Source organism: Microbacterium sp. NPDC055442, from assembly GCF_053644215.1.
Genome location: NZ_JBSHLF010000004.1, coordinates 21,609 through 37,759 on the forward strand (window position 1 = coordinate 21,609; position 16,151 = coordinate 37,759).

Consider the following 16,151-nt stretch of genomic DNA (forward strand, 5'->3'; position numbering starts at 1 on the left):
ATGAGTCAGAGACCCCCTTTCACAGGGGAACGCAGGGGACGCCGCGCGCGCGTGGCGTCGGTCGGTGTGTCGGCGTGGCGCACGGCCCTCGTCGGCGCGCTCTGCGTCGGTCTCGCGTTCGGCCAGGTGGCCGGGGCCTCGCTCGTCGCCGCTGTCGAAACGCCCGTCGCCGAGACGCCTCGTTCGACCTGGACGCCCCCGCTTCCGCTCATCGAGCGGCAGGCCGAACCGGCGTCGGAACCCGTCGTCGTCGACGTGCCCGCGCCGGAAGAGCCCGCCCCGATACCTGCTCCCGCGCCGCGTTCCGGCGCTCGCACGCTGGTCTACGTCGATGTCGTGCCAATCGCCCCCGCCCCCGCCCCCGCCCCTCCCGTCTCGCCGTTCGGCCCCAACTGCCGACAGGTCTCGACGGGATCTCCGACGGGCGCAGGCACCTCCGAATCGTCGACGAGCACGAGCAGCACGAGCCTCACCTGCGGTCCCGGGACGGTCGGGCCCGGCACGATCGGATCGGCCCCGACGCCGCCGCCGCTGCCGGAGATCCCGGGCCTTCCGACACCGCCGACGCCGCCCGAGCCGCCGACCCCGCCCGTGCCGCCGATCCCGACGCCCGACCCCGTGCCGACACCGGATCCGGTGCCGACGCCCGACCCGGCCCCGACCCCCGACCCCACCCCGACCGATGACGTCGAGGGCGCGCCCGCCATGCTGTCGGTGCGCTCGCTCGAGGTCGTCGACGGCGAGATCGTGATCGGCGATGCCGAGGTCGCGGAGCACGACACCGAGACGGCGACGATCCCGGGCGACGCCGAGACGACGGACGCCGCCGAGACGACGGACGCCGCCGCGGACATGAACACGACGGATGCTGCGTCCGAGACGGACGCGACGGATGCTGCGTCCCAGGCCGTCGCGACGGACACGACGGACGCGACGCACAGCGAGACCGGTGAGGTCGACGCCGATGCCGGGACGGGCGCCGCGGATGCCGCATCCACCGACGCGACCGAGACCGACGCGACGCACACCGACGTCACGGCCGCGCAGGCCGCGGACCCCGTCGTCGACTTCACGCTCAACGACGCGACCGACGGCGACACGATCGAGGTCGCACCCGACGCCGACAACCTCGGGTACATCCTCGTGCGCAGCCTCACGAACGCGTTCGCGGCGCAGTCGGTCCTGCCGACCGGATCGTTCACGGTCACGACGACCGGCGCCGGCGCCGTCATCCGGATCACGGGCGTCATCGTCTTCCACGGCGTGACGTTCCGCTTCGAGGCGACGCGCATCGTGCTCGACGGCGCGACGCTCGACGCGGGAACCGCCGACGTGACCCTCGCGGCGATCGCCGCCTCGGCCGATGCGACGGCCGCGATCGCCGAGGTGCTGCTCACCGACGCGATCGTCCGCGGCGGAACCGTCACCGCGTCCGCGACGGCGACGAGCACGGTCGACGCGACGGCGACCGACGGCATCGCGCTCGGCTCGAGCGCAGCAGCGGCGACCGTCCGCCTCGACGGCGCATCGCGCATCGAGGCCGCGGTCGACGTCGTGCTCGCGAGCACGTCGACCGTCGCCCTCACGACGACCTCGACCGGCACGGGCGACGGCAGCGACAGCGACGCCGCTCTCGCCGTCGCGACGATCGACAACGCGGCCACGACGCACGTCGGCGGCACCTCGTCGATCCTCGCGGGCGGCGCGGCGCGTCTCACCGCGACGACCGTGACGACGGCGGCGACGACGGCGGATGCCACGGGCGCGAGCGCCGGTGCCGCCATCGCGACGACCCGCGCGACGATCCGTACGTCGGCGACGATCGACTCCACCGCCGCGCAGGGCGTCGTCACGGGCGGCATCCTCACCGTCGCGGCGGACGCGACGCACACGCTCACGACCGCCGCGCTCGCGAGCCCCGGCGGCGCGACGGCCAACGGCACGTCGCCGAGCGACGCGACCGCGACCGCGACGCAGCCCGACGGATACGCATCGGCGCCGGGCGGCACGATCGGCGTCGCGGGAGCACTCGCCTTCACCGAGCTCGACGCGCAGGCGACCGCCGTGCTCGGCGGTGCGGCACCGCTCGCCGTGACCGCCCCCGGTGGCGTCACCGTCTCGGCGACCGCGTCGGGGTCGGCGACGAGCGACGCGGACGCGTCCGCCGTCGCCTCGTCGGCGACGGGCGTCGGCGTCGCCGTCTCGATCACGGTCGCCCACACCCGCACCCGCGCGCACATCGGCAATACCGCGATCGTCGCGCCGACCGTCACGGTCAGCGCCGTCGCCGCGCCTCGCACGGCCGCCGAAGCGAACGAGTATCGCGCGCAGTCGACGTCGGGCGCCGGCGGCGCCTCGTCGGTCGGGGCGGCCGGGGCTCTTGCGATCACGGTCGCGACGTTCCACACGCGCGCTGCGATCGAGCCCGGCGTCACCGTCTCCGCTCCCGGGACGAATCTCATCTTCACGGCACGCGCCGACAACGCCACGGTCGCGCAGGCCCTGCCGGGTGCGCAGGCCGGAGCGACCACCGGAATCGGCGCGAGCATCGCGCTGACCGTCGTGAACGACACGGCGATCGCCGAGGTCGCCGACGGTTCCGTCCTGACCGGTGCGCGCGACCTGACTCTCGTGGCCGAGACGACAGCACCCGCACTCGCCGAAGCGCGCGGCGGTGTCGCATCGGATGCCGCGATCTCGACGGTGCTCGCCGTCACGATCTCGAACGTCTGGACGCGGGCACGTCTCGGAGCGGGCGCGCCTCTCGTGCTGACCGGTGCCTATTCGTCGAGCGCGACCCAGATGGCACCCGTCACGACGACCGCCGCCGGTGATGTGTCCGCCGAGGGCGGCGCCGCCGTCTCCGCCGTCATCGCCCTCACGTTCGCCGACCACGTCGTGCGCTCCGAGCTCGCTCGCGATCTCACCGCTGCCGTCGCGATCACGCTCCGCGCCACGGGGATGGCGTCGTCGACCACGACGGCATCCGCTTCGGCGACCGGCGCACCCGGCGAGGGAGCGCCCTCCGCGCAGACGCCCGCGGCCGCAGCCGGCGACGCGCGCGGCTGGGCCGACCAGGCGGCACCGGCAGAGGGAGCCGCGGTCGGCGGCACGGGCGGCAGCGGGTCGACGCCGATCCCGACACCGAGCACGCCGCAGGGCGATGTCACCGTGACGGCCGCCTTCGCCCTCACGATCCACCAGCTCACCGCCGACACGTCGGTCTCGGGCGTCGCGCTCATCGCGCCGACCGTGCGCTTCGAGTCGCTCGGCAACCTCTCGGTCACGACGACCGCGACCGGGGCTCCGTCCACGCGCGGCCCCCCGAGCGGCACAACGATCGCCGCGGCCGTTGCGATCACCCTGGCGGACGTCACCGTCCGCGCCGAGGCCGGCCCCTCCACACGCATCACCGCAGACTCGTTCCAGCTCATCGCGGGCATCGCCCCGCAGAACGCGGCAGGCATCCCCGACGCCTCGCACCGCTTCACCACGACAGCCACCGGCGGACAGGGATCCGGAGGCGACCTCGGGGTCGCCGGATCCGTCGCCATCTCGGTCGTCGTCCTCCGCGCGACAGCGGGACTCGCCCCCGGCACCATCGTCGTGCTGGGCGGCGGCGCCCTGTCGATCTCGGCGACGTCGACGTCGCAGACCACGACGCGCGCACTCCTCTCCGACGCGGGAGCCGGCGCGCCGACGACCGGCATCGGCGCGGCGTTCGCCCTCACGAGCGTCGACCACGTGACGATCGCGTCGATCGGCGCCGGCGCGACCGTGACGGGCGCGACCGACATCGCGATCACCGCGGCGGGGGCGGATGCTGCCACCGCCGTCGCGCAGGGCTCGGCGCGCGGCGGGGACACCGCGATCGCGCCGTTCGCCGCCGTCACGCTCTCGACCGTCACGACGCGCGCCGCGATCGGCACGGGTGCGACGCTCGTGCTGTCGGGCAGCCTGTCACTGACGTCGGGGCAGCGCGCGATCGCGTCGAGCGAAGCCCGAGCCGCGACCGGCAGCGACACGGGCACCGCGGTCGGAGCAGGGATCGCCCTCACCCTCACGACGCACACGGTGCGCGCCGAGCTCGGACGCAGCGCGACCGTCGCCGGCACCGTATCGCTCAGCACGGGGTCCGTCTCGCGCTCCACGGCGACCGCCGCCGCGTCGGCCGGCGGGGCTCCCGACAACCCCGCCGATTCGGGCGACCCCGCCAACCCCGGGGGTGGCGCGGGCCCCGGCGTCGACGAGACGATCGCCCAGACACGTGACCACGCGACCGCGGTGTCGACCGCGGCGGGCGGATCCGCCGGCTCGTCGGCTGCGGCACCGAGCGCGTCGACGTCGCAGGGTCAGATCAACGCCGCCGCCGCGATCGCCCTCACGATCGTGACCGTCGACGTGCAGGCGCTCCTCCTCGACGGCGTCGTCGTCTCGGCGGGAACGTCCGTCTCACTGAACTCCGGCGAGAACACCGCCGCGACCGCGACCGCCGACGGATCCGCATCGCAGGGCACGGACGCGACGATCGGTGCGGCCGTCGCGATCACACTCGCGACGGTCACCCACCGTGCGCGCATCGACACGGGCGCTGTCGTCACGGCGCCCGCTGTCGTCCTCGTCGCGCGCACGATCGCAGACGGCGCCGACACGAGCTCATCGATCGGCGCGCACGCGACCTCCGGTGCGGGCGGCGGTGCCGTTTCGGTCGCCGGCAGCTTCGCGCTCACGATCGTCGACGTCGAGACGGCGGCGACGCTCGCGGGCTCCGCCGGCGGCGGCACGCTCGTGATCGGGTCGGGTGCGACGGTCACGACATCGACGACCGCTCTTCCCGCCGGCGAGGGCGTGACGGATGCCGGTGACCTCGGCCTCGGCGCGTCGGTTGCGCTGTCGCTCGTCACGGTCCGCGTTCTCGCCGAGGTCGCCGACGGCGCGACGCTGCCAGACGCGACCCAGGTCACGATCACGGCCGACACGACCGTGACGACGACGGTCGAGGCTCGCATGGGCGCATCGGGCGGAGGCGTCGCGATCACGCCCGTCGTCGCGCTCGCCCTCTCGACCGTGTCGACCCGCGCGCGCGTCGGATCGGGCGCCGCCTCGACACTCGTCGGCGCCCTGCAGATCGCGGCGCGACAGACCGCGTCCGCCTCGACGACGGCCGGTGCCGTCGTCGTCGGTGCGGGCGATGCCGGTGTCGGCATCGCCGTCGCGCTCACGATCGCCGACCACACGACGCGTGCCGCGCTCGCCCGCAGCGTCACCTCCACGGGCGTCCACCTCGCGGCGCACGATACGTCGGACGCGACGGCCACCTCGACCGCCTCCGCATCCGGTGCCCCCGAGAACGCCCCCGGCGCCGATCCCGCAGCCCCCGGCGGTGGTGCCGGCTCGGGTGTCGACGCCGCGGTCGCCGCCGAGCGCGGTCACGCCGACGACGTCTCGACGGCGCACGGCGGCGCGGGAACGGGCTCCGCCGCGACGCCGGCCGCCGAGACATCACAGGGCGGGGTCAACGCGGCAGCAGCCGTCGCGGTCGTGCTCGCGACGATCCGATCGTCGATCGATCTCGCGCCCGGCATCGCGATCGTCTCGACGGGTGTCGTGCACCTCGACAGTGCGGCGGACACCGATGTCGTCGCGCGCGCCGACGGCTCGGCCTCACAGGGCCCCGACGCCACGATCGGCGCCGCCGTCGCCCTCGTCCTCGCCGACGTCGTGAACACCGCGACCGTTCCCGCGCTCGTCAGCATCACGGCACCCGGGCTCGAGCTCACGGCGCGCACCGTCACCGGATCCGACGACGGCGTCTCGCGCATCGACGCGCACTCCGTCGCGGGCGCCGGCGGCGGCAACGTCTCGGTCGCCGGGTCGGTCGCGATCGTCATCGCGACGCTCGAGACGACGGCCGCGCTCGCCGGAACGGCATCGCTCACCGGCGCGCTCGCCGTCGCGGCATCCACCGCTCACGTCATCACGGTGTCGGCTCTTCCTTCGGGTGCGGGCGTGACGGATGCCGGTGACCTCGGCATCGGAGCATCCTTCGCGCTCGCTCTCGTCACCGCCTCGACCGCGGCCGCCCTCGACGGCGCCGTCACGGGCGCGACGGGACTGTCGCTCACGGCGGTCGGTGCATCGACCGTGACCGCCGACGCGCGCATGGGGGCCTCGGGAGGCGGCGTCGCGATCGCGCCCGCCGTCGCGGTCGTCATGCAGACGACGGATGTCGCCGCGACGATCGGTGCGGGCAGCGCCCTCTCGGTCGACGGCGGGGCGACCGTGCTCGCCGACCAGCAGGCGACGGCCACCGCGACCGCCGGCGCGCTCGTCGTCGGCGCCGGTGACGCGGGCATCGGCGTCGCCCTCGCCCTCACGATCGCGAACGTGCTCACGACGGCGGGCCTCGGCCGTTCGCTCACCGCCGCGTCGCTCACGCTCGAGGCGCGGACGCTGGCGAACAGCACGTCGACCTCGACGGCGTCGACGTCAGGGGCTCCCGAGAACCCGGGTTCCGGTGGCGGCGTCGACGCCGCGATCGGTGCCGAGCGCGACCACGCCGATCAGACCGCCGCGGCGCACGGCGCCGCCGGATCGGGCACCGCAGCGACCCCGAGCGCGACGTCGTCGCAGGGCGGAGTCAACGCGGCCGCCGCGGTCGCCGTGACCATGACCGACATCGCGACGCGGGCATCGATCCTGCCCGGTGCCGCGGTCGTGGCATCCGGAATCGTTACGGTGTTGGCCCGCTCGGACGCCGACTCGTCGTCGCGCGCCGACGGCTCGGCATCGCAGGGCGCGGACGCCACGATCGGCGCCGCTGTCGCCCTGGCCCTCGCGACAGGAGCGACCGACGCCGAACTCGCGGCGGGCGCCACGGTGCGCGCCGCGTCGCTCACCGTCCGCGCCGACCAGACCGTGCCCACAGGAGACGGCGTCTCGACGGCCGAGGCGCGCTCCGTCGCCGGTGCCGGTGGCGGCTCCGTGTCGGTCGCGGGCTCGTTCGCGCTGGCGATCGTCGGCCACGCCGTGCGCGCGACGATCGCCGGCACCGTCACGGGCGGAGACGTCGCCCTCGTCGCCCTGTCGTCGATCCGCACGACGGTCGCCGCGCTTCCCGCGGGCATCGGCGTGACCGACGCGGGCGACCTCGGCTTCGGCGCGTCCGTCGCGCTCGCCCTCGTGACGGCGATGACGTCGGCAGAGATCGCGAACGGCGCGATGCTGACCGGCGTCGACGGACTGACCCTCACCGCCGACGGCACGAGCGCGGCAGCCAGCGAAGCGCGCATGGGCGCGAGCGGCGGCGGGGTGGCCCTGTCGCCCGCTGTCGCGGTGACCCTCTCGGATGTCTCCACGACGGCCCGCATCGGCGCGGGCGCGGCGACGACCCTCGCCGGTTCGCTCACCGTGACCGCAGCCCAGCGTGTGACGGCGACGGCCACCGCGTCGTCGCAGACCCTCGCCGCGACCGACGCGGGCCTCGGGCTCGGCGTCGCCCTCGTTCTCGCGACGCACGTGTCCACGGCGGTGCTCGGTCGCAGTCTGACGACGTCGGGCGACGTGCTGCTGCAGGCGACGAACATCTCCACCGCGATCTCGACGGCATCCGCGTCGGCAGCCGGGGCACCGGGCAACGACGACGGCGGAGGCTCCGGTCCCGGCGTCGATGCCGCCGTCGAAGCCGAGCGCGCGCACGCCTCCGACACGTCGGCGGCGCACGGCGGCGCGGCCGCGACGTCGGCGGCGCCGAGCGCGACATCGTCGCAGGGCGGTGTCAACGCCGCCGCGGCGGTCGCCGTCACGATCTCGACCGTGCGCGCCGAGACCGTCATCGAAGCGGGCGTCGTGCTCGTCGCGACCGGCACCGTGCAGCTCGCGACGGGCGTCAACGCCGATGCGACGTCGGCAGCCGACGGCTCCGCATCGCAGGGAACGGACGCGACGATCGGCGCCGCCGTCGCGATCACCCTCGCCGACACCGTCAACCGCGCCGTCGTGCCGGTCGGTGCGACCGTTCGCGCGCGGGCACTCACCGCCACGGCGACCTTCGTGCTCGACGGGGCGGACGAGGTCTCCACGGTCGCCGCGACCTCCGTCGCGGGCGCGGGCGGCGGCAGCGTGTCGGTCGCCGGCTCGTTCGCGCTCGCGATCGTCGACGGCACGGCCCGCGCCGGTGTCGACGGCACCGTCGTGCTGACGGGCGGCGCCCTGACATCGACCGCCGTGTCGCGCTCGACGACGACGGTCCGCGCGCTCCCCGCGGGAGTCGGCGTGACGGATGCCGGTGACCTCGGCCTCGGTGCATCCGTCGCCCTCGCGATCGTGACGAACCGCACGACCGCCGAGATCGGGAACGGCGCCTCGGTGGCGGGTGCGGGCTCGCTCGTGCTGCACGCGACGGGACGCACCGTGACGACCGTCGAAGCCCGGATGGGCGCAGCCGGCGGCGGTGTCGCTCTGTCTCCCGCCGTCGCTGTCGCGCTGTCGACCGACACGGCGACGGCTCGTGTCGGCACGGGCGCACTGATCTCGACGACGGGCGTCATCGATCTCGACGCCGTGCTCGATTCGTCGGCGTCCTCGACGGCGTCGTCCTCGACTCTCGGCGCCGGTGACGCCGGCATCGGCATCGGTGTCGCACTCGCCATCGCGAACCACACCGCTCGCACGGAGCTCGCCCGCAGTCTCACGGCGGCCGGCGACATCACGCTCTCGACGTTCGTGCGCTCGACCGCGACCTCGACCGCATCGGCCTCTGCCGCCGGCGCGCCCGGCGACGACACGGGCGGCGCGGCCGGATCCGGTGTCGACGGCGCGATCGCGGCCGAGCGCTCGCACGCCGACGGCGTCGCGACGGCGCACGGCGGCGGTACGAGCGGTGACGCCGCGACGCCGAGCGCGTCGTCGTCGCAGGGTGGCGTCAACGCGGCCGCGGCCGTCGCCGTCACACTGTCGACCGTGCAGGCCGAGTCGGTGCTCACGGGCGGCATCGTCGTGACGAGCGCGGGCCGCGTCGCCCTGGACAGCCTTGCGAACGCCGACGCGGCGTCCGCGGCCGACGGCTCCGCATCTCAGGGGACGGACGCGACGATCGGCGCCGCCGTCGCCATCACCTTCGCCGACCTCGTCAACCGCGCCGTCGTTCCGACGGGAGCCCGCATCGCGGCGCAGCACGCGACGGTCGTCGCGGGCGTGCACGTCGTCGATGACGACAGCGCCTCGGACGTCTCGGCTCGCTCCGTCGCGGGCGCCGGCGGCGGCAACGTCTCGATCGCGGGATCGTTCGCGCTCGCCGTCGTCACCCCCACGACGCTCGCTGCCGTCGACGGCACGCTCGCCCTCACGGGCGGTGACGCGACCATCGGAGCGACAAGCGCCACAACCTCGACCGTCTCGGCTCTTCCCGCGGGGGCGGGCGTGACGGATGCCGGTGACTTCGGCTTCGGTGCATCCGTCGCTCTCAATCTCGTCACCGACCGCACGATCGCGCGCCTGACGAACGGCGGGTCGGTCACGGGTGCGCGCCACTTCACACTCACCGCCACGAGCACGGACACCGCGACGACCGAGGCCCGGATGGGTGCCGCGGGTGGCGGCGTCGCGCTCTCGCCCGCCGTCGCGGTCACGCTGTCGACGGTCGAGACCACGACCCGCATCGGCACGGGCGGGGTTCTTGCGCTGTCCGGTTCGCTGACGGCGTCGGCGACGCAGAAGGCATCGGCGTCGTCGATCGCGTCGGCTGCTGTCACGGGTGCCGGCGACGCGGGCGTCGGTGTCGGTCTCGGACTGACGATCGCCGGTCACACGGTCGCGTCGCGGCTGGCCCGATCGGTGACGGCCGGTGTCGATGTGAGCCTGCGCGCGAGCGGTGTCTCGTCGTCGGCGTCGACGGCGTCGGCCTCCGCGGCCGGCGCTCCCGAGAACTCGGGTGGCGGGGCCGGCGGCACGGGCGTGGACCAGGCCATCGAAGCGGAGCGCGGTCACGCGTCGTCGACGTCGAGCGCGAACGGCGGCGCGGGTGCGGCCGGCGGTGCCGCCCCTGCGGCGGAGTCGTCGCAGGGCGGCGTCAATGCGGCGGCCGCCGTCGCAGTGACGCTCGCGACCGTCACAGCGGAGACCGCGATCTCGCCGGGCGTCACCATCACGGCCGGCGGCACGGTGACCCTCGCGACGAGCGCGAACACCGACGCCGAAGCCGGCGCTGATGGATCCGCGTCGCAGGGTACCGACGCGACGATCGGCGCGGCGGTCGCGATCACCCTCGCGAACGTTCAGAACCGTGCCTCGGTCCCCGCCGGCGTGACGGTCCGTGCCCAGAACCTGATCGTGTCCTCGACCACGACGACGGATGCCGCCGATACGACATCGACGTTCTCGGCGCAGTCCGTCGCCGGTGCCGGCGGCGGAAGCGTCTCGATCGCCGGGTCGTTCGCCCTGGCCGTCGTCAATCACACGACGCGGGCGGGTGTCGACGGCACCGTCGTCCTCACGGGCGGCGATGCGACGATCACGGCGGCAAGCGCCATCGCCAGCACCGTGCGAGCTCTGCCCGCCGGAGCGGGGGTGACGGATGCCGGTGACTTCGGCTTCGGTGCATCCGTTGCTCTCAACCTCATCACCGACCGCACTCTCGCCGAGATCGGCGACGGCGCGAGTCTTGGCGGCGCTCGTCACGCGACGCTCACCGCGACCGCGACGGACACCGCTGTGACGGAAGCCCGGATGGGTGCCGCGGGTGGCGGCGTCGCGCTCTCGCCCGCCGTCGCGGTGACACTCTCGACCGTTGAGACGACGACCCGTGTCGGCACGGGCGGTGTGCTCGCTCTGACCGGTTCGCTGTCGGCCTCGGCGATGCAGAAGGCGTCGGCGTCGTCGATCGCGTCGGCTGCTGTCACGGGTGCCGGCGACGCGGGCATCGGCATCGGTCTCGGCCTGACGATCGCCGGTCACACGGTCGCTTCGCGACTGGGCCGGTCGGTGACCGCGGGCGTCGATGTCGCTCTGCGCGCGAGCGGTGTCTCGTCATCGTCCTCGACGGCGTCGGCCTCCGCGGCGGGCGCTCCCGGAGACTCGAGCGGCGGAGGATCGGGCACCGGCGTCGATCAGGCCATCGAGTCCGAGCGCGGCTTCGCGTCGTCGACGTCGAGTGCGAACGGCGGCGCGGGTGCGGCCGGCGGTGCCGCCCCCGCGGCGGAGTCGTCGCAGGGCGGCGTCAATGCGGCGGCCGCCGTCGCGGTGACGCTCGCGACCGTCACCGCGGAGACCGCGATCTCGTCGGGCGTCACCATCACGGCGGGCGGCACGGTGACCCTCGCAACGGGCGCGAACACCGACGCCGAAGCCGGCGCTGATGGATCCGCGTCGCAGGGTGCCGACGCGACGATCGGCGCGGCGGTCGCGATCACCCTCGCGAACGTGAACAACCGGGCTTCGGTCCCGGCCGGCGTGACGGTCCGTGCCCAGAACCTGATCGTGTCGACGACGACGACGGATGCCGCGGATACGACGTCGACGTTCTCGGCGCGGTCCGTCGCGGGTGCCGGTGGCGGCAGCGTCTCGGTCGCCGGGTCGTTCGCCCTCGCCGTCGTGAACCACACGACGCGGGCAGCGATCGATGGGGGCGTCGTCCTCACGGGCGGCGATGCGACGCTGACGACGGCGAGCTCGGTATCGACGACGGTCTCGGCGCTCCCCGCGGGCGCGGGCGTGACGGATGCCGGTGACTTCGGCTTCGGCGCATCCGTCGCCCTCGCCATCATCACCGACCGCACGCTGAGCGAGATCGCCGACGGCTCGACCCTGACCGGCGCCCGCCACGTGACCCTGACGGCGACGGCGACGGACACCGCCGTGACCGAGGCCCGCATGGGTGCTGCGGGCGGCGACGTCTCCCTCGCTCCCGCCGTCGCGATCACGCTGTCGAACGTCACGACGACGACGCGCATCGGAACCGGAACGCTCAACGTGACCGGCTCGCTCTCGGCGACAGCGGCGCAGAAGGCGACCGCGTCGACCACGGCATCGTCATCGACCGAGGATGCCGCGACCGCCGCCGTCGGAGTGAGCCTTGCGCTTACGATCGCCAATCACACCGTGACATCCGTTCTCGCCCGATCCGTCACGGCGGGCGTCGATGTCGTGCTCGGTGCATCGAGCATCTCGTCGACGACGTCGAACGCCGTCGCGTCGGCGGCAGGAGCCCCCGAGAACGACGCCGACTCGGGCGACGCCGAGAACCCGGGCGGCGGCGCCGGTACGGGCGTCAATGACCTCGCGGCGGGGGAGCGCGCGCACGCCGACGGCGTCGCGGGGGCGAACGGCGGACAGACCTCGGGCGACCAGGCGGCCCCGACGGCGGAGTCCAGCGACGGCTCGGTCAACGTCGCCGCGGCCATCGCGATCACCCTCGCCACTGTGCGCGCGCAGACCATCGTCGAGTCGACGAGCATCACGGCGGGCGGCAGCGTGCGCTTCGCCTCGAGCGCCAACACCGACGCCGCGTCGTCGGCAGACGGATCGGCCGCCGGCGACGGCGATGCGACGATCGGCGCCGCTGTCGCTCTGACCCTCGCGAACGTGCGCAACAGCGCCGAGGTGCCCGCACACCTCACGGTGCGCGCGCAGAACCTCGCGGTGAGGGCGACGGTCACGGCGGACGGCGCCGACACGACCGCGACGATGGGTGCGGCAGCGGTCTCGGGCGCGGGTGGCGGCAAGATCTCGGTCGCGGGCTCGTTCGCCCTCGCCGTCGTCAACCACACGACCCGCGCGGGCATCGACGGCACCGTCGTGCTGACGGGCGGCGACGCGACCCTCACCGCCGCGAGCCGGGTGGCCACGACCGTGACCGCCCTGCCGCACGGAGCCGGCGTCGTCTCGACGGGAGACGCGGGCGTCGGCGCCTCGGTGGCCCTCAACCTGATCACCGACAGCACGACGGCCGACATCGCCGACGGCGTCAGCCTCACGGGTGCGCGCCACGTGACCCTCACCGCGACGGCACACGACACGGCGGTCACCGAGGCCCGCATGGGCGCCGCGGGCGGATCCGTCGCGATCGCCCCCGCCGTCGCGGTCACCCTGTCCAATGTCACGACGACGACGCGCATCGGCACGGGCGTGCTCGTGATCACGGGCACCCTCGAGATGGCGGCGATCGAGAAGGCGACCGCCGCCACGACGGCGTCCTCTGCCGTGCTCGATGCGACGGATGCCGCGATCGGTGTCGCGCTCGCCCTCACGATCGCCAACCACGGCGCTCTCACGACGCTCGCCCGCAACGTCACGGCCGGCGTCTCGGTGACGCTGCGCGCGTCGAGCGTCTCGGCATCGAGCGGCCTCGCGACGGCTTCCGCCGCCGGTGCCCCCGCGAACGAGGACTCCGGCGACCCCGAGAACCCCGGCGGCGCCGCGGGAACGGGCGTCGACCAACTCGCGCAGCGCGAGCGCACCCACGCCGACGGGGTCGCGACCGCCAACGGTGGTGCGGACTCCGGCACACAGGCCACACCGAGCGCCGAGACGAGCGACGGCCCCGTGAGCGTCGCCGCCGCGGTCGGCATCGTCGTCGTGAACGTGCGCGCCGAGACGGTCATCGATCCCGTCGTCACCCGCATCACCGCGGGAGGAACGGTGACGTTCGCCTCGAGCGTCAACACCGACGCGCGCTCGGGCGGCGACGGTTCCGCTGCGGGCGACGGCGATGCGACGATCGGCGCCGGTGTCGCCCTGACCCTCGCGACGACCGTCAACCGTGCGACGGTGCCCGCGACCCTCACGATCACGGCACGCGACGTCACGCTGTCGGCGACCATGACCGCCGATGCGGGCGACGTCACCTCGACCTTCGGTGCGGCCGCATCCGCGGGGGCCGCGGGCGGCAACGTGTCGGTCGCGGGCTCGGTCGCGATCGCGATCGTGACGACCCGCACGACGGCGGCCACGCACGGCACGCTCGTGCTGACCGGCGGCGATGTGAGCCTCACGGCGCAGAGCGCCGTCGCGGGCAGCACGACGGCCCTTCCGACGGGCGAGGGCACGACCGGGGCGGGCGACGCCGGCATCGGCGCGGCGTTCGCCCTCACCCTCGACACGCACGAGACGACGGCGCTCATCGACGACCTGGTCTCGGTGACGGGCGCCCGCGACGTGTCGCTCACGGCCGATGCGCGCGATGCGACGACGACGGAAGCCCGCATGGGCGCGGCAGGCGGCGGCGTCGCCGTCGCCCCCGCCGTCGCGATCGTGCTCTCGAACATCACGACGCGTGCGCGCATCGGCACGGGAACCCTGTCCGCCACGCGCGATGTGCTCATCCGTGCGACGCAGCACGCGTCGGCGACGGGCACCGCGAGCGCTGCCGCGATCGCGACGGAAGATGCGGCCGTCGGTGTCGGTCTCGCGCTCACGATCGCCAACCACTCCGTGACCTCCGAGCTCGCCCGGGTCGTCACGGCCGGTCGCCACGTCACGATGCAGGCGTTCAGCTGGTCGCGGTCGGGTGCCGTCGCGTCGGCGTCGGCGTCCGGTGCGCCCGACGACGGCTCGGGCACCGACGGAACGGCCGGCTCGAGCGTCGACGATCAGGTCGGCGGCCAGCGCGGCCACCTCGATTCGGTCGCTGCCGCGAACGGCGTCGGTGACTCCGGCAGCGCGGACACCCCGAACGCCGAGACGAGTGCCGGGCCCGTCACGGTCGCCGCCGCGGTCGGCATCGTCATCTCGACCGTGCGCGCGCTCTCGATCGTCGCGCCCGAGGTCGGCACGATCACGGCGAGCGGCACTCTGACGCTGTCGTCGTCGCAGAACACGGATGCCGCCTCCGGCGCCGATGGAACCGCTGCGCGCGGCGGCGACGCGGCGATCGGTGCGGGCGTCGCGATCACCTACGCCGACGTCGTCAACCGCTCGGTGGTGCCCGCCACGCTGATCGTGCGCGCTCAGGCCCTCACGGTCTTCGCGACCATGACGGTCGACGGTGCCGACGCCGTCTCGACGATGAGCGCGATCGCCTCGTCGGGCGCGGGCGGCGGCAACGTGTCGGTCGCAGGATCCGTCGCGATCGGCATCGTGACGATCGACACTCTCGCTGCCGTGTCGGGCACCGTCGAGCTGACCGGTGGAGACGCCGTGCTCGCCGCCGGCAGCGCGCTCGCGACGACCGTCAAGGCGCTCGCGGCGGGCGAGGGCGTCGTCTCGACGGGAGACGCCGGCGTCGGTGCATCCTTCGCGCTCGCCCTCGTCACGGTCGACACGCACGCGCGACTCGACGACGGAGTGGCACTGACCGGCGCGAACGGGATCGCCCTCGTCGGCTCGACGACCAGCGCGACCGTGACGGAAGCCTCGATGGGCGCGAAGGGCGGCAACGTCACCGTGACGCCGTCGATCGCGATCACGATCTCGAACGCCCGCACGAGCGCCGTCATCGGTGCTCTCGGCACGACGCCCATCCGGGCGACGGGCGACGTGCAGCTCTCGGCGACGCAGCACACGTCGGCGCACACGACGGCCGGTGCCGTCGCGACCGAGGGCGGCGACGCCGCGATCGGCATCGCGATCGCCCTGACCTTCGCCTTCGACGAGACCCACGCGACGACCCGGCGCAGCATCGTGTCGGGCGGCTGGACGACCCTGTCGGCGACGGGCTCGTCGCGCAACGGCGCGACCGCGGCCGCATCCGCGAGCGGCGCACCGGGCGAGGACAGCGCCGATGCGCCCTCGGGTGACGTCGACGCGCAAGTGCAGGATCAGCGCGCCTACGCGAACGGTGCGAGCATCGCGCAGGGCGGCGACGGCGTGCAGAACACCGACAGCCCCTCGGCCTCGACGAGCGACGGCGGTGTATCCGTCGCGGGCGCCGTCGGCCTCACGCTCGCCGACGCATCGTTCACGGCGTGGCTGCCCGATGACCTGTCCGTCACGGCGGGCGGACACGTGTGGCTCCTGACGGCGGCTCAGGTCGACGCCGTCACCTCGGCCTCGGGCACGGCCCTCGACGCGGAAGACGCCGGTGTCGGCGTCGCGGTCGCCCTCACGCTCGCCTTCGTCGAAAACCGCGCGTGGATCGGCGAGAACACCGTCATCGCGGCGAACGGCTTCGCCGCATCCGCCACGATGACCACGATCGGCGACCACGGGGCGCACGA

Annotated in this window: 1 protein-coding gene (only partly in view); it reads left to right on the plus strand. The window is 74.5% G+C overall.

From position 1 onward, the window contains the following. Window positions 1-16,151, plus strand: partial view of an LPXTG cell wall anchor domain-containing protein gene (locus tag ACWIBS_RS10060; protein ID WP_376128778.1) — the 5' portion only. Its footprint extends 14,590 nt past the window's final position; 16,151 of the gene's 30,741 nt are visible here — the first part of the coding sequence; the start codon lies at window positions 1-3; its stop codon lies off the right edge, out of view.